22 protein-coding genes are annotated in these 20,643 nt (G+C 63.4%); 19 read left to right on the top strand and 3 right to left on the bottom strand.

Features of this window, described 5'->3' with window-relative positions; translation table 11 throughout:
• Positions 1–162: 162 nt before the first annotated feature.
• A complete protein-coding gene (locus ACIP02_RS05655; RefSeq protein ID WP_400614056.1) occupies positions 163–693 on the top strand; it encodes an RNA polymerase factor sigma-70 in 531 nt (176 codons plus the stop codon).
• A gap of 103 nt (positions 694–796) precedes the next feature.
• On the opposite strand, the gene ACIP02_RS05650 is transcribed toward ACIP02_RS05655, so the two are convergent.
• Together ACIP02_RS05650 and ACIP02_RS05645 are read right to left on the bottom strand one after the other, a co-directional pair.
• Positions 797–1,810: a GNAT family N-acetyltransferase gene (locus ACIP02_RS05650; protein WP_400614050.1), complete on the bottom strand. Its 1,014-nt coding sequence runs from the start codon at positions 1,808–1,810 to the stop codon at positions 797–799.
• 63 nt (positions 1,811–1,873) lie between these two features.
• A complete protein-coding gene (locus tag ACIP02_RS05645; protein ID WP_400614156.1) occupies positions 1,874–2,674 on the bottom strand; it encodes a substrate-binding periplasmic protein in 801 nt (266 codons plus the stop codon).
• A gap of 171 nt (positions 2,675–2,845) precedes the next feature.
• On the opposite strand from ACIP02_RS05645, the gene ACIP02_RS05640 reads away from it, so the two are divergent.
• Together ACIP02_RS05640 and ACIP02_RS05635 are read left to right on the top strand one after the other, a co-directional pair.
• Positions 2,846–3,397, top strand: a complete 552-nt coding sequence (locus ACIP02_RS05640) for an exonuclease domain-containing protein (protein ID WP_400614048.1) — start codon at positions 2,846–2,848, stop codon at positions 3,395–3,397.
• 73 nt (positions 3,398–3,470) lie between these two features.
• Complete coding sequence (locus ACIP02_RS05635; protein ID WP_054894773.1) at positions 3,471–3,755, top strand: pyrimidine/purine nucleoside phosphorylase; 285 nt, start codon at positions 3,471–3,473, stop codon at positions 3,753–3,755.
• Positions 3,756–3,882: 127 nt separating this feature from the next.
• On the opposite strand, the gene ACIP02_RS05630 is transcribed toward ACIP02_RS05635, so the two are convergent.
• Positions 3,883–4,575: an alpha/beta family hydrolase gene (locus ACIP02_RS05630; RefSeq protein WP_400614046.1), complete on the bottom strand. Its 693-nt coding sequence runs from the start codon at positions 4,573–4,575 to the stop codon at positions 3,883–3,885.
• Positions 4,576–4,625: 50 nt separating this feature from the next.
• Here ACIP02_RS05630 and ccoN (ACIP02_RS05625) point away from each other — a divergent pair, with 50 nt between their 5' ends.
• From ccoN (ACIP02_RS05625) to ACIP02_RS05550, 16 genes are all read left to right on the top strand, one after another.
• Positions 4,626–6,050 carry a cytochrome-c oxidase, cbb3-type subunit I gene (gene ccoN, locus ACIP02_RS05625; protein WP_400614044.1) on the top strand — a complete coding sequence of 475 codons (1,425 nt, stop codon included), beginning with the start codon at positions 4,626–4,628 and terminating at the stop codon, positions 6,048–6,050.
• A gap of 13 nt (positions 6,051–6,063) precedes the next feature.
• On the top strand, positions 6,064–6,672 hold the full coding sequence (gene ccoO / locus ACIP02_RS05620; RefSeq protein WP_400614042.1) for a cytochrome-c oxidase, cbb3-type subunit II: 609 nt from the start codon (positions 6,064–6,066) through the stop codon (positions 6,670–6,672).
• 5 nt (positions 6,673–6,677) lie between these two features.
• Positions 6,678–6,872, top strand: coding sequence for a cbb3-type cytochrome oxidase subunit 3 (locus ACIP02_RS05615; protein WP_400614040.1), 195 nt, complete (start codon positions 6,678–6,680; stop codon positions 6,870–6,872).
• Entirely contained in the window at positions 6,869–7,810 is a 942-nt protein-coding gene (ccoP, locus tag ACIP02_RS05610; protein ID WP_400614038.1) for a cytochrome-c oxidase, cbb3-type subunit III, read from the top strand. The genes ACIP02_RS05615 and ccoP (ACIP02_RS05610) overlap by 4 nt, the downstream gene beginning before the upstream one ends.
• A 654-nt stretch (positions 7,811–8,464) precedes the next feature.
• The gene (ccoN, locus tag ACIP02_RS05605; RefSeq protein WP_400614036.1) at positions 8,465–9,907 is read left to right on the top strand and encodes a cytochrome-c oxidase, cbb3-type subunit I; all 1,443 of its coding nucleotides are present in this window, start codon (positions 8,465–8,467) and stop codon (positions 9,905–9,907) included.
• Positions 9,907–10,515 (top strand): cytochrome-c oxidase, cbb3-type subunit II, encoded by a 609-nt coding sequence (ccoO, locus tag ACIP02_RS05600; RefSeq protein WP_264312282.1) that lies wholly within the window; start codon positions 9,907–9,909, stop codon positions 10,513–10,515. Before ccoN (ACIP02_RS05605) ends, ccoO (ACIP02_RS05600) begins: the two co-directional genes overlap by 1 nt.
• Before the next feature lie 5 nt (positions 10,516–10,520).
• Complete coding sequence (locus ACIP02_RS05595) at positions 10,521–10,718, top strand: cbb3-type cytochrome oxidase subunit 3 (protein WP_400614154.1); 198 nt, start codon at positions 10,521–10,523, stop codon at positions 10,716–10,718.
• Positions 10,715–11,695, top strand: coding sequence for a cytochrome-c oxidase, cbb3-type subunit III (gene ccoP / locus ACIP02_RS05590; RefSeq protein WP_400614033.1), 981 nt, complete (start codon positions 10,715–10,717; stop codon positions 11,693–11,695). Before ACIP02_RS05595 ends, ccoP (ACIP02_RS05590) begins: the two co-directional genes overlap by 4 nt.
• A 301-nt stretch (positions 11,696–11,996) precedes the next feature.
• A complete protein-coding gene (gene ccoG, locus ACIP02_RS05585) occupies positions 11,997–13,412 on the top strand; it encodes a cytochrome c oxidase accessory protein CcoG (RefSeq protein WP_400614031.1) in 1,416 nt (471 codons plus the stop codon).
• A gap of 15 nt (positions 13,413–13,427) precedes the next feature.
• A complete protein-coding gene (locus ACIP02_RS05580) occupies positions 13,428–13,952 on the top strand; it encodes a FixH family protein (RefSeq protein ID WP_400614029.1) in 525 nt (174 codons plus the stop codon).
• A gap of 155 nt (positions 13,953–14,107) precedes the next feature.
• Positions 14,108–16,582: a heavy metal translocating P-type ATPase gene (locus ACIP02_RS05575; RefSeq protein WP_400614027.1), complete on the top strand. Its 2,475-nt coding sequence runs from the start codon at positions 14,108–14,110 to the stop codon at positions 16,580–16,582.
• Complete coding sequence (ccoS, locus tag ACIP02_RS05570; protein ID WP_400614025.1) at positions 16,561–16,776, top strand: cbb3-type cytochrome oxidase assembly protein CcoS; 216 nt, start codon at positions 16,561–16,563, stop codon at positions 16,774–16,776. The genes ACIP02_RS05575 and ccoS overlap by 22 nt, the downstream gene beginning before the upstream one ends.
• Positions 16,769–17,452 carry a sulfite exporter TauE/SafE family protein gene (locus ACIP02_RS05565; protein WP_400614023.1) on the top strand — a complete coding sequence of 228 codons (684 nt, stop codon included), beginning with the start codon at positions 16,769–16,771 and terminating at the stop codon, positions 17,450–17,452. Before ccoS ends, ACIP02_RS05565 begins: the two co-directional genes overlap by 8 nt.
• Positions 17,453–17,643: 191 nt before the next feature.
• Positions 17,644–19,026, top strand: a complete 1,383-nt coding sequence (hemN, locus tag ACIP02_RS05560; protein ID WP_400614021.1) for an oxygen-independent coproporphyrinogen III oxidase — start codon at positions 17,644–17,646, stop codon at positions 19,024–19,026.
• Between the two features lie 186 nt (positions 19,027–19,212).
• Positions 19,213–19,947 carry a Crp/Fnr family transcriptional regulator FnrA gene (gene fnrA, locus ACIP02_RS05555; RefSeq protein WP_400614019.1) on the top strand — a complete coding sequence of 245 codons (735 nt, stop codon included), beginning with the start codon at positions 19,213–19,215 and terminating at the stop codon, positions 19,945–19,947.
• Between the two features lie 55 nt (positions 19,948–20,002).
• A complete protein-coding gene (locus ACIP02_RS05550; RefSeq protein ID WP_400614017.1) occupies positions 20,003–20,551 on the top strand; it encodes an adenine phosphoribosyltransferase in 549 nt (182 codons plus the stop codon).
• Positions 20,552–20,643 lie beyond the last annotated feature (92 nt).

Below are 20,643 nucleotides of genomic sequence, written 5' to 3'. Positions count from 1 at the left end.
CAGCCCCACCCCCACCACCCAGAACCCTTAGAACCGAAAGATACAGATACTAATTACATTTCGCATTTGACAATCATTATCATTCTGAATAGCTTGTCGCACGTCGTAGGAAGCTTCCCAGCCCTGGGTGCCTCCTTTCCCCTCTGTGACAAGGTGATTTCCATGGCGGAACAACTATCCACAAGTAAGTGCGATTCACCATTACTGCAGGCCTTCGTCGACAACCGCAGCATCCTGGTCAAGATCGCTGCCCGCATTACCGGCTGCCGTTCTCGCGCCGAAGATGTGGTGCAGGACGCCTTCTTCCGGCTCAGCGCCGCGCCGCAGATCACCTCGTCGTTCAAGGCGCAGTTGAGCTACCTGTTCCAGATCGTGCGCAACCTGGCGATCGACCATTACCGCAAACAGGCGATGGAGCTGAAGTACTCCGGCAGCGAGGAGGAAGGCCTGAATGTGGTCATCCAGAACGCCTCGCCCGAAGCCACTCACATCAACCTGGCGGCGCTGGACGACATTGCACAGGCGCTGAACGAGCTGCCGCAGCGTACCCGCTATGCCTTCGAGATGTACCGCCTGCATGGCGTGCCGCAGAAGGACATTGCCAAGGAGCTGGGCGTGTCGCCGACCTTGGTCAACTTCATGATCCGCGATGCGCTGGTGCATTGCCGCAAGACCGCCAACCGGCAGGTCTGAAGATAGCTGCAAGCTGCAAGCTGCAAGCAAAAACCAATCGCGTTCTGCCCTTGCTTTTTCTTGTAGCTTGTAGCTTGTAGCTTGCAGCTTGCAGCTCTCGCCATCAGGCGAGCTTGCATCTATCGAAAAACCGCTCCCGCCCCAGAATCATCAGCGCCGCCCGTTTGTGCGGGAAATCGAATTCCTTGTCGCAATGGAAACACTGGTCGTGCATGTAGCCGATCATCTTGCCGTTGTCGGCACGCGGCTCAGCCACCACCCGCTGGGTGCGTGGGTCATCCAGGAACAGGTAATGCACCAGCGCCGATAGCCAGCTGGCCACCTTGTGCGGCCCGCGATGGCTCTGCTCGCCTACCAGCATGTGGATGCCGCGGTCGTAGTCATCGGCCGGGTAGAACGGCGCAATGCGGTCTTCCTTGGCCCAGTACGCCTCGAAGTAGGCAAACGGCTGGTCATCAAAGCAACCGATCAAGGTCAGGGTATGCGGGTCGGCTTCAAGCTTGGCCAGGTACTCGCGGTGCTGCGCCAGCGTGCCGCCCTCCTGCCAGAACGCTTCTACCCGTGGGTTGTTCTGCCAGCGGTTGAAGCGCTCCAGGTCATGCTCGATTTCCAGGGTGCGCAGCGACACCCAGCTCCCCAGGCGCGCATCGAAACGCCGGTACACCTCGCCCCGGGGCTTGGGCGCGCGGCGCGGGTGGCGCTTGCCGTTGCTGATCTGCATCTGCTGTGGGTACGCCGCAGCCACTGCACCGCCCAACCACGGCAGCGGCAATTGCCAGAACAGCGCCCGCTCGCACAGGTATTGGCCAGGCTGTTCAGCCACCAGCAAAAGGCCGCTGGCCAACGCTTGCGGCAGCGCCTCGGGCAAATGCCAGGCCAGGCGCTGGCAGGCCGTGTCGCGCGACAGCAGCCAATAGCAGGCAGCCCACAAGGCCTGGTAGGGGCGCTCGGGGCAGAGGCTTTCAAGGTGAACCTGCAAGGTGGCACCCGCCTCCAGGCGCACCTGGATCAGCGGGCGGCCCTCAAGGGTCAGGCTCAGCCAGCTGTCGCCCTCCTCGGCACTGAGACTGCGCCAGCGTGGCGGTGACTGTGGCTGCGAAGCGGCATCGAAGGGCATTGGCTTGTCTCGCGAAAATGAAGAATAGGCTCACTGTCGAGAACGATGCCGTCAGGTACGAATTTAGTCCTTGGGCACACTGACGGTGATGCGGTAAGGCTCGAATATGCGCGCCAGCTCACCACTGTCACGCAGGCCGCGCAGCAGGTCGGCAAATGACTGCTCGCCGATGGGGGCATCGGGGCGCAACAACGCATAGTGGTGGTAAACCTGATCGATACGCTGCGAAGGCACCAACTGCGGGCGGCTGGCCGGATTACGCGCCAAGAAATCGCTGAGGTAGGACCGCGTGACCAGGGCGATGTCGGCACGACCTGCCTGCACCATCAGCAGGTTGCTGTCGTGCGAATAGGTCAGCGTCGCGCTGTAGGCCTTGCGCAGGTAGCCCGGGTCGGAATTGAAGCCCGCGAACGCATAATGGTAGCCATTGAACAGCGCCAGGCGCTTGTCCTTCAGGTCGTCGAAGTAATGCGGGTCACGCCCGTTGGCCTGACGGGCGACAAACACTTCGGCGTCTTCCAGGCCCATGTCCACGCTCTGGTGGGCAATCTGCTGCCAGCCCCATTGCGGGTTTTCGAAAATGGCCATGTCGGTACGGCCCTGCTGGAAATCACCAAAGCGCCGCTGGATGGACGTGGGCACCAGCACGAAGTGGTAAGCCTGCTGCATGCGGTTGAGTGCGTCGATCAGTTGCGGCAGCAGACCGGTGTCGGCGCCCTGCTCGGGGCGCACGGTATACGGCGGAAAATGCGCAGCGCCAACCCTGACTTCGATCGCGTCGGCAGCCCATGCCGGCACCGCCAGCCAGTACACGGCCAGCAGCATCAGGGTGGACAGGGCCTTGAGGCCGGGCGCTGGAGTCAAGACGGACACTCATCACGGTTCATGCCTGGGTCCGCTTAAGCTAGGCGTTTTCCGGGGGCGGCACAACTGCTGGCGCCTGCTCTTTGCGCCAAAGCAGGCGGCAAAATGCCATGGGGTGCCGGATGCCCCGACTTTGGCTACGCTCTAGCAGGATCTGCAAGGGAGCCTGGTATGGGCCATTGGTTGGTGATCGACCTGGAAGCCACGACCGATGAGGGTGGGTGGCCGGTCACAGAGATGGAAGTCATTGAAATCGGTGCCAGCCTGGCCACCCGCGAGGGCCGTGAGGTCGACCATTTCCAGCGTTTCGTGCGGCCACGGCGGCGACCGCAACTGACCCCGTTCTGCCGCGAGCTGACCCACATCAGCCAGGCCGACGTTGACAGCGCCGCGCCGTTTCGCGAGGTGTGGGCAAGCTTCGAGCGCTGGCTCGGGTACCACCGCGAGCACCTGCAAGCCTGGGTCAGCTGGGGCGACTACGACCGCCAGCAATTGCACCAGGAGTGGCAACAGCACGGGCTCGACAGCCTGCTGCGAACCCTGCCGCACATCAACCTCAAGCAACGCTTCGCCAAGGCCCGCCACCTGCAGCGCCCTGCCGGCCTGAACGGCGCCTTGCAGCTGGCCGGCATGCACTTTTGCGGGCAGCAGCACCGAGCCCTGGAAGATGCGCGCAATACGGCGCGGCTGTTGCCCTTGAGCCTGCCCGCCGACAGTGCCTGAAAGCAGATGACGGGGCTTGTGGGCTTGGGCATACTGGCCAGCCCTTTTTCATCCCCTTTTTCAGGAGTCGCCCATGTTCCAGGTCAACGAGTACTTCAACGGCACCGTCAAGTCGATCGCGTTCGCGGGCGAAGAAGGCCCGGCCACTGTCGGCGTGATGGCACCGGGCGAATACGAGTTCGGCACTGCCAAGCGTGAAATCATGCACGTGGTGTCGGGTGCGTTGATCGTAAAGCTGCCAGGTAGCGACAACTGGGAAACCTTCAATGCCGGCGACAAGTTCAATGTGCCGGCGGACAGCAAGTTCCAGCTGCAGGTGAAGGTGGATACCGCTTACCTGTGCGAGTACCGCGACTAAGCGTCAGCCTGTTCCGGCCTCTTCGCGGGTGAACCCGCTCCTACATTGGCTTGTATCCCCCTGACAGGGCGCGGTTAATGTAGGAGCGGGTTCATCGAGGCGTCGAACCGCCGCGAAGAAACCAGCACTAATCCTTCAGGAATGCGGCAACCCTTTCAGCCGCCGCCTGCAAATGCTGCGCATGGCTGAACCCTGAAGCCTTCAGCGGCTTCAGGTCATGGTCCCCCGCCACTAGCCAGCTCACCTCGATCGCCGGCGACAACGTATAACCCGCCACCGCCTCGCGGTTACCCAGCGCATCGCGCTCACCCTGCACGATCAACGTCGACGTCTTCAATTCAGCCAGGTGCTCGACCCGCGGCTTCTCCGGCTTGCCCGCCGCATAGAACGGATAACCCAGGCACACCAGCGCGTCCGCGCCCAGTTCGTCGGCCAGCAGGCTGGCCATGCGCCCGCCCATGGACTTGCCGCCCACCGCCAACTTGCCCGCGACCAAAGGTCGCACCTGCCGGTACACCTCGCGCCAGCACTCCAGCAATACCTTCTGCGGGTTCGGCGGCCGCCTGCCGCCGCCAACCCTGCGCTCGGCCATGTACGGGAACTCGAAGCGCACCACCGCGACCCCAAGTGCCGCAAGCCTTTGCGCCATTTCGTCCATGAACCCGCTGTCCATCGGCGCCCCTGCGCCATGGGCCAGGATCAGGCAGCCCTTGTAGCCGTCCTTACCTTCAACCTGCGGAAGATCGCAGCGCAAGCCTGGGACATTTCCGACCTTCGCCCATTGATCCCCGTCAATACCGGCACTTTGCCCATTAATCATGCTTGCCTCGCTGTAAAGCCTGCCAAATAACCGTGGATGGGAACCCATACATGAACACAACCAGCAGTACCGCCTATAACTACAAGGTGGTCCGCCAATTCGCCATCATGACGGTGGTGTGGGGAATCGTCGGGATGGGGCTCGGCGTCTTCATTGCCGCCCAGCTCGCCTGGCCTTCCCTCAACTTCGACCTCCCCTGGACCAGCTTCGGCCGCCTGCGCCCCCTGCATACCAATGCGGTGATCTTCGCGTTCGGCGGCTGCGCACTGTTTGCCACCTCCTATTATTCGGTGCAACGCACCTGCCAGACCACCCTGTTCGCGCCCAAGCTGGCCGCGTTCAGCTTCTGGGGCTGGCAACTGGTGATCGTACTGGCGGCCATCAGCCTGCCGCTGGGCTACACCAGCTCCAAGGAATACGCCGAACTGGAATGGCCGATCGATATCCTGATCACCATTGTCTGGGTGAGCTACGCCATCGTGTTCTTCGGCACGCTGATGAAACGCAACACCAAGCACATCTACGTGGGTAACTGGTTCTTCGGTGCTTTCATCCTGACCGTGGCAATGCTGCACATCGTCAACAACCTGGAACTGCCGGTCAGCCTGACCAAGTCGTACTCGGTGTACGCCGGCGCCACTGACGCCATGGTGCAGTGGTGGTACGGCCACAACGCGGTGGGCTTCTTCCTGACCGCAGGCTTCCTGGGGATGATGTACTACTACGTGCCCAAGCAGGCTGAACGCCCGGTGTATTCCTATCGCCTGTCGATCGTGCACTTCTGGGCGCTGATTACCCTGTACATCTGGGCCGGCCCGCACCACCTGCACTACACCGCACTGCCTGACTGGGCGCAGTCGCTGGGCATGGTGATGTCGCTGATCCTGCTGGCGCCAAGCTGGGGCGGCATGATCAACGGCATGATGACCCTGTCGGGGGCCTGGCACAAACTGCGCAGCGACCCGATCCTGCGCTTTTTGGTGGTGTCGCTGGCGTTCTACGGCATGTCCACCTTCGAAGGCCCGATGATGGCCATCAAGACCGTCAACGCCCTGTCCCACTACACCGACTGGACCATTGGCCACGTACACGCTGGGGCCCTCGGCTGGGTCGCCATGATCTCGATCGGCGCGCTGTACCACACCATCCCCAAAGTGTTCGGCAAGGCGCGCATGTACAGCATCGGCCTGATCAACGCGCACTTCTGGCTGGCCACCATCGGCACCGTGCTGTACATCGCCTCGATGTGGGTCAACGGCATTGCCCAAGGCCTGATGTGGCGTGCGGTCAACAGCGACGGCACGCTCACCTACTCGTTCGTGGAAACCCTGGTGGCCAGCCACCCAGGCTTCATCGTGCGCTTCGTCGGTGGTGCGATCTTCCTCAGCGGCATGTTCCTGATGGCCTGGAACACCTGGCGCACCGTGCGTTCGCCGGCGCTTGATGTCGCCCCTGCGAACGCCCAGCTGGCTTGAGGAGACCTGCCTGATGAAACATGAAGTCATCGAGAAAAACGTCGGCCTGCTGGCCTTGCTGATGGTGTTTGCCGTCAGCATCGGCGGCCTGACCCAGATCGTCCCGCTGTTCTTCCAGGACGTCACCAACAAGCCGGTCGAAGGCATGAAGCCCTACACCGCGCTGCAGCTGGAAGGTCGCGATATCTACATCCGCGAAGGTTGCGTGGGCTGCCACTCGCAGATGATCCGCCCGTTCCGCGCCGAAACCGAGCGCTACGGCCACTACTCGGTCGCCGGTGAAAGCGTGTGGGACCACCCGTTCCTGTGGGGTTCCAAGCGTACCGGCCCGGACCTGGCCAGGGTGGGCGGGCGCTACTCGGACGACTGGCACCGCGCACACCTGTACAACCCGCGCAACGTGGTACCGGAGTCGAAGATGCCATCGTACCCGTGGCTGGTCGCCGAACAGGTGGACAACAGCCATACCGACGTGAAGATGCGCACCCTGCGCACCCTCGGCGTGCCGTACACCGACGAAGACATTGCCGGTGCCCGCGACGCGGTCAAGGGCAAGACCGAGATGGACGCGCTGGTCGCCTACCTGCAGGTGCTCGGCACCGCGATCAAGAACAAGAGGTGAGTGCGATGGAAATCGACATCGGCATGATCCGCGGCCTGGGCACCCTGGTGGTGGTGATCGCCTTCATCGGCCTCTCCCTGTGGGTGTTCAACCGCCGCCGCGACCGTGATTTCGCCGAAGCGCGCCTGCTGCCCTTCGACGACGACCGCCTGCCCACCGCCGGGCAGGAACCTGCTGCAAAAAGGAGTAACGGGCAATGACCACCTTCTGGAGTACGTACATCTGCGTACTGACCATCGGTAGCCTGATTGGCTTGACCTGGCTGTTGCTCGCCACCCGCAAGGGCCAGAGCCACAACACCACCGACCAGACCATGGGCCACAGCTTCGACGGCATCGAGGAGTACGACAACCCGCTGCCCAAGTGGTGGTTCTGGCTGTTCGTCGGCACCCTGGTGTTCTCGGTCGGCTACCTGATCCTCTACCCGGGCCTGGGCAACTGGAAAGGCATCCTGCCGGGCTATGAAAATGGCTGGACCGGGGTCAATGAATGGCAGAAGGAAATGGACAAGGCCGATGCCAAGTTCGGGCCGATCTTCGCCAAATACGCCGCCATGCCGGTGGAGGAAGTGGCCAAGGACCCGCAGGCGCTGAAAATGGGCGGTCGCCTGTTTGCCTCCAACTGCTCGGTGTGCCACGGCTCGGACGCCAAGGGCTCGTTCGGCTTCCCCAACCTTACCGACAAGGACTGGCGCTGGGGCGGTGAAGCGGAAACCATCAAGGCATCGATCATGAACGGCCGCCACGGCGTGATGCCGGCGTGGGCCGAGGTGATCGGCGAGCAGGGCGTGGCCGATGTGGCCGCGTTCGTGCTGACCAGCATGGAAGGCCGCGAACTGCCGGAAGGCGCCAAGGCCGATCCGGCCAAGGGCAAGGAGCTCTTTGCCGGCAACTGCGTGGCCTGCCACGGGCCGGAAGGCAAAGGCACCCCGGCCATGGGCGCGCCCGACCTGACCCACCCACAGGCGTTCATCTACGGCTCGAGCTTTGCCCAGTTGCAGCAGACCATTCGTTACGGTCGCCAAGGGCAGATGCCGGCGCAGGCTGAGATTCAGGGTAATGACAAGGTGCACTTGCTGGCGGCGTATGTGTATAGCCTGTCGCAGGATGGCACGGCTGAAACGGTGACTGCCCAGTGAGTTCGCCGGGAGAGATGCAGCGCCTGTGAGATCGAGCGCCGCCCGCGCGGCGCTTCGCGGGACAAGCCCGCTCCCACATCTGTTTCGGGCCAGTTACTCCTGTGGCAGGTTCGCGCGCCCCCTTGGCGCATGGCTCGATATCGAGTCATACAAACAAGGCGGACAGAGGTGACCTGACAGGCAGAACTGGCCCGAAACAGATGTGGGAGCGGGCTTGTCCCGCGAAGCGCCGCGCGGGCGGCGCTCGATATCCGCCCCACCACAACCCTCAAACCGTACACCCCGCCACACCACAACACTCCCCCCCAACACTCAAACCTCCCCGCCCCCCCCCTCCCTTGCACCCCCTCCGAACAGAACTAAGCTTGTTGCCTCAGCGGGCATCGCTACGAAAGGACCGATGCAGACGCGGCGCATGGCCTGTCGCCGTCCCGATAAAAAGCTTGACCGATCGATCAGAAAAAGGTGAAAAACGGTACACATTACAAATATTTATTTGTGTACAATCGTTCGGACCCGATCACTGCGGGACATCAGTGAACGGGCCCGGACACGGGTCGGCGTACCAAAGTTGCGTTGCGGTAACCCGAGCGGTTATCAATACTGGCGCCGATTTTTCGACCAACAAGAACATCAAAACCGTGGAACCTTAGAATGAGCACAGCAATCAGTCCGACTGCTTATAACTATAAGGTCGTCCGCCAGTTCGCCATCATGACGGTGGTCTGGGGGATCCTTGGCATGGGCCTCGGCGTCTTCATCGCCTCGCAGCTGGTGTGGCCGCAACTGAACCTGGACCTGCCCTGGACCAGCTTCGGCCGCCTGCGCCCGCTGCACACCAACCTGGTGATCTTCGCCTTCGGGGGCTGTGCGCTGTTCGGCACCAGCTACTACGTGGTGCAGCGCACCTGCCAGACCCGGCTGATCTCCGACAGCATGGCCGCCTTCACCTTCTGGGGATGGCAGGCGGTGATCGTCGGCGCGCTGATCACCCTGCCGATGGGCTACACCACCACCAAGGAATACGCCGAGCTCGAGTGGCCGCTGGCAATCCTGCTGGCCATCGTCTGGGTCACCTACGGGCTGGTGTTCTTCGGCACCATCGTCAAGCGCAAGACCAAGCACATCTACGTCGGCAACTGGTTCTACGGCGCCTTCATCGTAGTGACCGCGATGCTGCACATCGTCAACCACATCTCGCTGCCGGTCAGCCTGTTCAAGTCGTACTCGGCCTACGCCGGTGCCACCGACGCGATGATCCAGTGGTGGTACGGCCACAATGCCGTGGGCTTCTTCCTCACCACCGGTTTCCTGGGGATGATGTACTACTTCGTGCCCAAGCAGGCCGAGCGGCCAATCTACTCGTATCGCCTGTCGATCGTGCACTTCTGGGCGCTGATCACCCTGTACATCTGGGCCGGCCCGCACCACCTGCACTACACCGCACTGCCTGACTGGGCGCAGTCGCTGGGCATGGTGATGTCGATCATCCTCCTGGCTCCCAGCTGGGGCGGCATGATCAACGGCATGATGACCCTGTCCGGTGCCTGGCACAAACTGCGCACCGACCCTATCCTGCGCTTCCTGGTGGTGTCGCTGGCGTTCTACGGCATGTCCACCTTCGAAGGCCCGATGATGGCCATCAAGACCGTCAACTCGCTGTCGCACTACACCGACTGGACCATCGGCCACGTTCACGCCGGTGCCCTCGGCTGGGTAGCGATGATCTCGATCGGTGCGGTGTACCACATGATCCCGCGCCTGTATGGCCGCGAGCAGATGCACAGCGTCGGCCTGATCAACGCGCACTTCTGGCTGGCCACCATCGGTACCGTGCTGTACATCGCCTCGATGTGGGTCAACGGCATTACCCAGGGCCTGATGTGGCGCGCCATCAACGATGACGGCACCCTCACCTACTCGTTCGTCGAAGCCCTGCAAGCCAGCCACCCTGGCTATATCGTCCGCGCCCTGGGCGGTGCGTTCTTCGCCAGCGGCATGCTGCTGATGGCCTACAACGTGTTCCGTACCGTACGTGCCGCCAACCCGGCACAGGCTGAGGAAGCCGCCAAGATCGTCGTTGTGGGAGCGCACTGATGAAGCATGAAGCCGTCGAGAAGAACATAGGCCTGCTGGCCTTCTTCATGGTCATCGCCGTAAGCATTGGTGGCCTTACCCAGATCGTCCCGCTGTTTTTCCAGGACGTCACCAACAAGCCGGTCGAAGGCATGAAGCCGCGCACCGCACTGGAGCTGGAAGGCCGCGATATCTACATCCGCGAAGGCTGCGTAGGCTGCCACTCGCAGATGATCCGCCCGTTCCGCGCCGAGACCGAGCGCTATGGCCATTACTCGGTGGCCGGCGAGAGCGTGTGGGACCACCCGTTCCTGTGGGGCTCCAAGCGCACCGGGCCGGACCTGGCCCGCGTCGGTGGCCGCTACTCCGATGACTGGCACCGTGCGCACCTGTACAACCCGCGCAACGTGGTACCTGAATCGAAGATGCCGTCCTACCCATGGCTGGTCGAGAACAAGCTCGACGGCAAGGACACCGCGAAGAAGATGGAAGTGTTGCGCACACTCGGCACGCCGTACACCGACGCCGACATCGCCGGCGCCCGTGACGCGGTCAAGGGCAAGACCGAAATGGACGCCATCGTCGCGTACCTGCAGGGTCTTGGCACCATCATCAAGAGCAAACGGTGACGCTGATGGATATCGGGATGATTCGCGGCCTGGGCACCGTCGTGGTGATGGTGGCCTTCGTGGGCCTGGCGCTGTGGGTGTTCAACCCACGGCGTAAAAAGGACTTCGACGAAGCGACCCAACTGCCCTTCGCGGATGATCCCGAGGCCAGCCGCCACGTCGAGCACGAGCACGCAAAAGCTTCTGGGAGCAAAAAACAATGACAACCTTCTGGAGTCTGTACGTTACCGTCCTGACCCTGGGCACTATCTTCTCGTTGACCTGGCTGCTGCTGTCGACCCGCAAGGGCCAGCGCGAAGAGGTCACCGACGAAACCGTCGGGCATGCCTTCGATGGTATCGAGGAATACGACAACCCACTGCCGAAATGGTGGTTCTGGCTGTTTGTCGGCACCATCGTCTTCGCCCTCGGCTACCTGGTGTTGTACCCGGGCCTGGGCAACTGGAAAGGCATTCTGCCAGGCTATTCGTACCTGGATAACGACAAGCAGACCGAGTTTTCCAACGGCCAGCCGGGCTGGACCGGCGTGCACGAATGGGAAAAGGAAATGGCCAAGGCCGACGCCCGCTTCGGGCCGATCTTCGCCAAGTTCGCCGCCATGCCTATCGAAGAAGTGGCCAAGGACCCGCAAGCCCTGAAAATGGGCGCGCGGCTGTTCGCCTCGAACTGCTCGGTGTGCCACGGCTCCGACGCCAAGGGTGCGTTCGGCTTCCCCAACCTGACCGACAACGACTGGCGCTGGGGCGGCGAGCCGGACACCATCAAGACCACCATCATGGGCGGCCGCCATGGCGTGATGCCGGCCTGGGCCGAGGTCATCGGTGACCAGGGTGTGGCTGACGTGGCGGCGTTCGTGGTCAGCAAGCTGGAAGGCCGCACGCTGCCGGAAGGCGCCAAGGCCGATGCCGAAAACGGGCAGAAGATCTTCGCCGCCAACTGCGTGGCCTGCCATGGGCCGGAAGGCAAAGGCACGCCGGCCATGGGCGCGCCGAACCTGACCCACCCGCAGGCGTTCATCTACGGCTCGAGCTTTGCCCAGTTGCAGCAGACCATCCGTTATGGCCGCCAGGGGCAGATGCCGGCCCAGGAACAGCTGCAGGGTAATGACAAGGTGCACTTGCTGGCGGCTTATGTTTATAGCCTGTCGCATCAGGAACAGGCGCCGGCCAAGGCTGAGTAAGGCAGGCCTGGCCTCTTCGCGGCTAAAGCCGCTCCTACAACGATCGCGGTCAATTGTAGGAGCGGCTTCAGCCGCGAAGAGGCCGGTACATCACTGCATTTCTTGCAGGCTGATGACCTGGATCAATTGACACCCGCCATAACACGTTTCACACCCCAAACCCAACGCGACTAAAAGTCGCAGTGCAGCCCCATCCCGCCAACAGCGGCGTATCATGGACCGCAGCGCGCTAGCAGATTGCGCGAGACCGCGGCCGGCACGCACTGGCCGCGGCGTTTCTCCACTGCCGTGGGACTTGATGATGAGCAAGCAAATTCCGGTACATGATGTGACCCCGCCTGCCAACAAAGGGAAGGATTCCGTCGACCTCTACGCCTCCCGCGAAAAAATCTATACCCGCGCCTTCACCGGCCTGTTCCGTCGCCTGCGCATGGTTGGCGGTGCAGTGCTGTTCCTGCTGTACTTCGGCACCGTCTGGCTGAACTGGGGTGGCCACCAGGCCGTATGGTGGAACCTGCCCGAGCGCAAGTTCTACATCTTCGGCGCCACCATCTGGCCGCAGGACTTCATCCTGCTCTCGGGTATCCTCATTGTCGCCGCCTTCGGCCTGTTCTTCGTTACCGTCTATGCCGGCCGGGTCTGGTGCGGCTACACCTGCCCGCAAAGCGTGTGGACGTGGATCTTCATGTGGTGCGAAAAAGTCACCGAGGGTGACCGCAACCAGCGCATGAAACTCGACAAGGCGCCCATGAGTGGCAACAAGTTCCTGCGCAAGTTCGCCAAGCACAGCCTGTGGCTGCTGATCGGCTTCGTCACCGGCATGACCTTTGTCGGCTACTTCTCGCCGATCCGTGAACTGGTCATCGAATTCTTCACCGGCCAGGCCGATGGCTGGGCCTATTTCTGGGTCGGTTTCTTCACCCTCGCCACTTACGGCAACGCCGGCTGGCTGCGCGAGCAGGTGTGCGTGTACATGTGCCCTTACGCCCGCTTCCAGAGCGTGATGTTCGACAAGGACACGCTGATCGTCTCGTACGACCCGCGTCGCGGCGAAACCCGTGGCCCGCGCAAGAAAGACACCGACTACAAGGCCCAGGGCCTGGGTGACTGCATCGACTGCACCATGTGCGTGCAAGTCTGCCCCACCGGCATCGACATCCGCGACGGCCTGCAGATCGAGTGCATCGGCTGCGCCGCCTGCATCGACGCCTGCGACAGCATCATGGACAAGATGAACTACCCCAAGGGGTTGATCAGCTACACCACCGAACACAACCTGTCAGGGCAGAAGACCCACATGCTGCGCCCGCGCCTGATCGGCTATGCCGCCGTGCTGCTGGTGATGATGATCGGCCTGGCCACCGCCTTCGCCACCCGTTCGCTGGTCGGCTTCGACGTCAGCAAGGACCGCGTGCTGTACCGCGAGAATGCCCAGGGCCGAATCGAGAACGTGTACAGCCTGAAGGTCATGAACAAGGACCAGCGCGACCATGTATACGTACTGGACGCCGCCGGCCTGCCGGACCTCAAGCTGGAGGGCCAGCGCGAGATTCGCGTGGCCGCCGGTGATATCGTCAGCCTGCCGGTGCAGCTGTCGGTTGCCCCCGAGAAACTGCCATCGACCACCAACGAAATCACCTTCATCCTGAAAAGCGCCGACGACAGTAACGCCCAGGTTGAAGCCAAGAGCCGTTTCATCGGCCCACAGATCCGCTGAGAGAGATAACGCACAATGCCTGCCACCGCCGCCGACCCCTGGTACAAGCACCTTTGGCCCTGGATCATCATCGGTATCCTCACCACGTCGGTGTGCCTGAGCCTGAGCATGGTCAGCATCGCCGTCAGCAACCCGGACAACCTGGTGAACGACAACTACTACGAGGCCGGCAAGGGCATCAACCGCTCGCTGGACCGTGAACTGCTGGCGCAGAACCTGGGCCTGAAGGCCAGTGTGCTCCTGGATGAACTGACCGGCGAAGTGGACCTGCGCCTGGCCGGCAGCAGCGACCCGCAGAACCTGGAACTGAACCTGATTTCGCCCACCCAGCCGGACAAGGACCGCAAGGTGCTGCTGAGCCGTGTTGAGGCCGGGCGTTATGTGGGGCAGCTGGAAGACAAGGTTGACGGGCGGCGCTTCGTTGAATTGCTGGGTAGCGAGGGCGGCCAGGTGTGGAGGTTGTTCGAAGAGGAAAAGGTCGAGCACGGTGTGACCTTGCAACTGGGTGATGAAGCCATCCAAGGCGCCGAGCACTTGTAGGAGCGGCCTTGTGTCGCGAAAGGGCTGCGCAGCAGCCCCGGCAACCTATGCTGCGAAGCTGAGATCGTGGGGCCGCTTCGCGCCCCTTTCGCGACACAAGGCCGCTCCTACAGGGATGCGCGCCAACCGGCCGATATGTGTAAGGCAATGATGCAATGACCCAACCCACCCCCTGCTACCACTGCGCCCTGCCCGTCCCCGCTGGCGGCCGCTTCACCGCCGTGGTCCTCGGCCAGCCCCGGCAGTTCTGCTGCCCCGGCTGCCAGGCGGTGGCCGAGTCGATCGTTGCCGGCGGCCTGGAGCACTACTACCAGCACCGCAGCGACACCAGCGCCAACCCCGAAGCCCTGCCCAAACAGCTGCAGGACGAACTGGCCCTGTACGACCGCAGCGATGTCCAGCAAACCTTCGTCCGCCATCAGGGCGAGCTGGCCGAGACCACCCTGCTGGTCGAAGGCATCAGTTGCGCCGCCTGCGGCTGGCTGATCGAAAAGCACCTGCGCAACCTGCCCGGCGTCGCCGAGGCACGCCTGAACCTGTCCAACCACCGCCTGCTGTTGAGCTGGGACGACAAGCAACTGCCGTTGTCGCGCCTGCTCGCCGAGCTGCGCCAGATCGGCTACGCCGCCCACCCCTACCAGCCGGACCAGGCCGCCGAGCAACTGGCCCGGGAAAACCGCAGCGCCCTGCGCCGCCTGGGTGTGGCCGGGCTGCTGTGGTTCCAGGCCATGATGGCAACCATGGCCACCTGGCCGGAATTCAACATCGACCTGTCGCCCGAGCTGCACACCATCCTGCGCTGGGTGGCGCTGTTCCTGACCATCCCCATCGTGTTCTACAGCTGCGCGCCGTTCTTCAAGGGCGCGGCACGCGACCTGCGCACGCGGCACCTGACCATGGACGTTTCGGTGTCACTGGCCATCGGCCTGGCCTTCGGCGCCGGCATCTGGACAGCGATCACCGGCAGCGGCGAGCTGTATTTCGACACGGTGGGCATGTTCGCTCTGTTCCTGCTCACCGGCCGCTACCTGGAGCGCCGCGCCCGTGAACGCACGGCAGCGGCCACTGCGCAGCTGGTCAACCTGCTGCCGGCCTCGTGCCTGCGCCTGGACGCCATCGGGCGCAGCGAGCGCATTCTGCTCAGCGAACTGCACCGCGGCGACACCGTGCAAGTGCTGCCCGGCGCGGTAATCCCTGCCGACGGGCGCATCGTCGAAGGCCGTTCCAGCGTCGATGAGTCGCTGCTGACTGGCGAATACCTGCCACAACCACGGCGGGTGGGCGAACGGGTCACTGGCGGCACGCTGAATGTCGAAAGCACGCTGAATGTGGAAGTTGAAGCCCTCGGCCAAGATTCCCGGCTATCAGCCATCGTCCGCCTGCTGGAGCGCGCCCAGACCGAAAAACCCCGCCTGGCAGAAATCGCCGACCGCGCGTCGCAAGGGTTCCTGCTGTTCTCGCTGCTGGCCGCCGTCGCCATCGGTCTATGGTGGTGGCACCTGGACCCGACCCGGGCATTCTGGATCGTGCTGGCAATGCTGGTGGCAACTTGCCCCTGTGCGCTGTCGCTGGCGACGCCAACCGCACTGACCGCTGCCACCGGCACCCTGCACAAGCTCGGCCTGCTGGTTACCCGTGGCCATGTGCTGGAAGGCCTGAACCAGATCGACACAGTCATTTTCGACAAGACCGGCACGCTGACCGAAGGCCGCCTGACCTTGCGCAGCATCCGCCCGCTCGGCAGCCAGCCCGCCGACCGCTGCCTGGCCCTGGCCGCAGCACTGGAAAACCGCTCAGAACACCCCATCGCCCGGGCCTTCGGCCGCACCGCCACGCCTGCCGAGGATGTGCAGACCGTGCCCGGCCTCGGCCTGGAAGGGCTGGTTGACGGCCAGCGCCTGCGCATTGGCCAGGCCACTTTCGTCTGCGCGCTGAGCGGCGCAGAAATCCCTGCCGTGCCCGAGCCCCGCGGCCAGTGGCTGCTGCTGGGCGACCGCCAGGGGCCCATGGCCTGGTTCGGCCTGGACGACCGCCTGCGCGACGACGCCCCAGCCCTGCTTGCCGCCTGCAAGGCGCGCGGCTGGCGTACCCTGCTGCTGTCGGGCGACAGTTCGCCGATGGTGGCTGAAGTGGCCGCGCAACTGGGCATCGACCAGGCCATTGGCGGGCTGCGCCCGGACGACAAGCTGGACCGGCTGAAGACCCTGCAAGCCGAGGGGCGCAAGGTGCTGATGCTGGGCGACGGGGTCAATGACGTGCCCGTGCTGGCTGCAGCCGACATCAGTATCGCCATGGGCAGCGCCACCGACCTGGCCAAGACCAGCGCCGACGCCGTGCTGCTGTCCAACCGCCTGCAGGCGCTGGTGCAGGCCTTTGAGCTGGCCCGTCGCACCCGCCGCAACATCGTCGAGAACCTGCTGTGGGCGACCCTGTATAATGGCCTGATGTTGCCGTTTGCCGCGCTCGGCTGGATCACCCCGGTGTGGGCCGCCATCGGCATGTCGGTCAGCTCGCTGATCGTGGTGCTCAATGCCCTGCGCCTGACCCGCATGCCGCAGGCCACGGCCTTGGCGAAAACCGAAGCACCCCAGCCCGGGAGGAAGTCACCATGCCCGCCCTCTATGTCATGATCCCCGCAGCCCTGCTGCTGGTCGGCGTGGCCGTGTACATTTTCTTCTGGGCCGTGGACAGCGGCCAGTACGACGACCTTGACGGCCCCGCCCACAGCATCCTGTTCGACGACCAGGACCCGCGCCACCAGGCGGCGGTAAAGCCTGAGGACACCCCGGCCGAAGCCGACAAGGAACCCCCACCCCGTGCCTGACCTGCTTCCCCTGCTGGGCTCGGCACTGATCCTTGGCCTGCTTGGCGGCGGCCACTGCCTGGGCATGTGCGGCGGCCTGATGGGCGCACTGACGCTGGCCATCCCCCCCGAACAACGCGGCAAGCGCCTGCGCCTGCTGCTGGCGTACAACCTGGGGCGCATTTTCAGCTATGCCTGCGCCGGCCTGTTGCTGGGCCTGGCGGGCTGGGCCGTGGCCAGCAGCCCGGCAGCGCTGGCACTGCGGGTTGTGGCGGCGCTGCTGTTGATTGCCATGGGCCTGTACCTGGCCGGCTGGTGGAGCGGGCTGACCCGTATCGAGGCGCTCGGGCGCGGGCTGTGGCGGCATATACAGCCAGTGGCGTCACGCTTGCTGCCGGTGTCCAGCCTGCCCCGCGCGTTGCTGCTGGGGGCCTTGTGGGGGTGGCTGCCGTGCGGGCTGGTGTACAGCACGCTGTTGTGGGCCGCCAGCCAGGGCGATGCCGGGTACAGCGCGGCGTTGATGCTGGCATTCGGGGTGGGAACCTGGCCGGTGCTGCTGGCTACCGGATTGGCGGCCGAACGGGTAAACGCTTTGTTGAGACGGCGCAGTGTGCGGGTGGCTGGCGGGGTGCTGGTGATGCTGTTTGGCGTGTGGACCCTGCCTGGGCCGCACCAGCATTGGTTGATGGGGCATTGAGAGCTACAAGCTACAAGCTACAAGCTACAAGCTACAAGCTACAAGATGAAGCCGATCTGCTTTGCTTGCAGCTTGCAGCTTGCAGCTTGCGGCTTGCGGCTCGCGGCTCGGCGCTTGATACAAATCAACACAGATTCCTACAGACGCCCATAGACTCCGGTGCACTGCTGCTCTTTCCGGGGACCGCCCACATGCTCGACGACATTCGTTGGGATACCGACCTGATCCGCCGCTACGATCTCGCCGGGCCACGCTACACCTCCTACCCGACCGCCGTGCAACTGCACAGCGAGGTGGGCTCGTTCGACCTGCTTCACGCCCTGCGCGACAGCCGTCGGGCGGTGCGCCCGCTGTCGCTGTACGTGCATGTGCCGTTCTGCGCCAACATCTGTTACTACTGCGCCTGCAACAAGGTCATCACCAAGGACCGCGCCCGCGCCGCGCCGTATCTGCAGCGCCTGGAGCAGGAAATCCAGCTGGTCGCCTGCCACCTGGACCCTAAACAACGTGTTGAACAGCTGCATTTCGGCGGCGGTACGCCAACCTTCCTCAGCCATGTGGAATTGCGCCAGCTGATGGCCACCCTGCGCCAGCACCTCCACTTGCTGGACGATGATTCAGGCGACTACGGCATCGAGCTCGACCCGCGAGAGGCCGACTGGTCGACCATGGGCCTGTTGCGCGAACTGGGCTTCAACCGCGTCAGCCTGGGCGTGCAGGACCTTGACCCGGCCGTACAGCGCGCGGTCAACCGCCTGCAGAGCCTGGAACAGACCCGCACCCTGATCGAGGCAGCGCGCACCTTGCAGTTCCGCTCGGTCAACCTCGACCTGATCTACGGCCTGCCCAAGCAAACCCCGGAAGGCTTTGCCCGCACCGTCGACGAAGTGATCCGCCTGCAACCCGACCGCCTGTCGGTGTTCAACTACGCGCACTTGCCCGAACGCTTCATGCCGCAGCGGCGCATCGACAGCAACGACCTGCCCAGCGCGGCCGCCAAGCTGGAGATGCTGCACGCCACCATCGACCAGTTGACCGCCGCCGGCTACCGCTACATCGGCATGGACCACTTCGCCCTGCCCGACGACGAACTGGCCATCGCCCAGGAAGAAGGCACCCTGCAGCGCAATTTCCAGGGCTACACCACCCACGGGCACTGCGACCTGATTGGCCTGGGCGTGTCGGCGATCAGCCAGATCGGCGACCTGTACTGCCAGAACAGCAGCGACCTCAACACCTACCAGGACAGCCTGTCCAACGCCCAGCTGGCCACCCAACGCGGCCTGGTCTGCAACCATGACGACCGCATTCGGCGGGCGGTGATACAGCAGCTGATCTGCCATTTCGAGCTGGATTTCGAACCGATCGAACAGGCCTTCACAATTGATTTCCGTGGCTACTTCAACGACCTCTGGCCCGAGCTGCTGACCTTGCAGCGCGACGGCCTGATCAGCCTGGACGACAAGGGCATCCGCATCCTCCCGGCCGGCCGCCTGCTGGCGCGCTCGGTGTGCATGGTGTTCGACGCCTACCTGGCCATGCAGAACCGCCAGCGTTTCTCGCGGGTGATCTGAAAACCGAGGCGTTCAACCGCATGGACAAGCCTCCTTGCCAAGCACACTATGGGCGTACAAGGACTCCCGGCAGGCCGTCTGCCGGGGTTTCGCCAGCGCGCACCATCATCGCGCACACTGGCCTACACCCTGTGTCGTAGGTTACCCTTACGACTTATGTGTGCTTTCCCACAAGGATCGATTCAAATGTCCGAGCCAGTCAAACTGCGCGCCCACAACCAGGCCCATTGCAAGGACTGCAGCCTGGCCCCCCTGTGCCTACCTCTTTCGCTCAACCTGGAAGACATGGATGCACTGGATGAAATCGTCAAACGCGGCCGCCCGCTGAAAAAAGGCGAGTTCCTGTTCCGCCAGGGTGACAATTTCGGCTCGGTCTACGCCGTACGTTCCGGCGCCCTGAAAACCTTCAGCCTCAGCGACAGCGGCGAAGAGCAGATCACCGGCTTCCACCTGCCCAGCGAGCTGGTCGGCCTGTCGGGCATGGACACCGAGGCCTACCCGGTATCGGCCCAGGCGCAGGAAACCACCTCGGTCTGCGAAATCCCCTTCGAGCGCCTGGACGAGCTGTCGGTACAGCTACCACAACTGCGCCGCCAGCTGATGCGGGTAATGAGCCGGGAGATCCGCGACGACCAGCAAATGATGCTGCTGCTGTCGAAGAAGACCGCCGACGAGCGCATTGCCACCTTCCTGGTCAACCTGTCGGCACGCTTCCGCGCCCGTGGCTATTCGGCCAACCAGTTCCGCCTGAGCATGTCGCGCAACGAAATTGGCAATTACCTGGGCCTGGCGGTGGAAACCGTGTCGCGGGTATTCACCCGCTTCCAGCAAAACGGCCTGTTGCGCGCAGAGGGCAAGGAAGTGCACATCCTCGACCCGATCCAGCTGTGTGCGCTGGCCGGTGGTGCAATCGAGGCCTGAGGCCGGCGTTTAGCGGGTATACTTGGGCATTCGTTTCCCCAGGATACCCGCAACAATGCACAGCGACGCCTTCGACCTCAAAGCCTTGATCCGCCCGGTGGTGGACTTCCCCAAACCGGGCGTGATCTTCCGCGATATCACGCCGCTGTTCCAGTCGCCGCGCGGGCTGCGCTATGTGGCCGACCAGTTCATCGAGCGCTATGTCGAGGCAGATTTCAGCCACATTGGCGCGATGGACGCGCGAGGTTTCCTGATCGGCTCGATCATCGCCCACCAGCTGAACAAGCCACTGATCCTGTTCCGCAAGCAAGGCAAGCTGCCGGCTGACGTGCTGAGCGAGGGCTACCAGACCGAATACGGCGAAGCCTTCCTGGAAGTGCATGCCGACAGCCTGTGCGACGGTGATTCGGTGCTGATCTTCGATGATCTGATTGCGACCGGCGGTACGCTGCTGGCGGCGGCCAACCTGGTGCGCCGCACCGGGGCGCAGGTATTCGAGGCGGCGGCAATCATTGACCTGCCGGAGCTGGACGGGTCGCGTCGGTTGCAGGCGGCTGGGGTGCCTACTTTCTGCCTGACCGAGTTTTCCCTCAGCGAGTACTGAGTTGGCTTTTGGGGCTGCTTTGCAGCCCATTCGCGGGTAAACCCGCTCCTACAAAGACCGCGAAAAAAATGCGATCTTTGTAGGAGCGGGTT

Origin of the sequence: Pseudomonas sp. NPDC089408 (genome assembly GCF_044749445.1) — a bacterium.
Classification (GTDB): domain Bacteria; phylum Pseudomonadota; class Gammaproteobacteria; order Pseudomonadales; family Pseudomonadaceae; genus Aquipseudomonas.
Note: the sequence above shows the minus strand (reverse complement) of the source record. Positions and strands in the feature narration are given on the sequence as shown.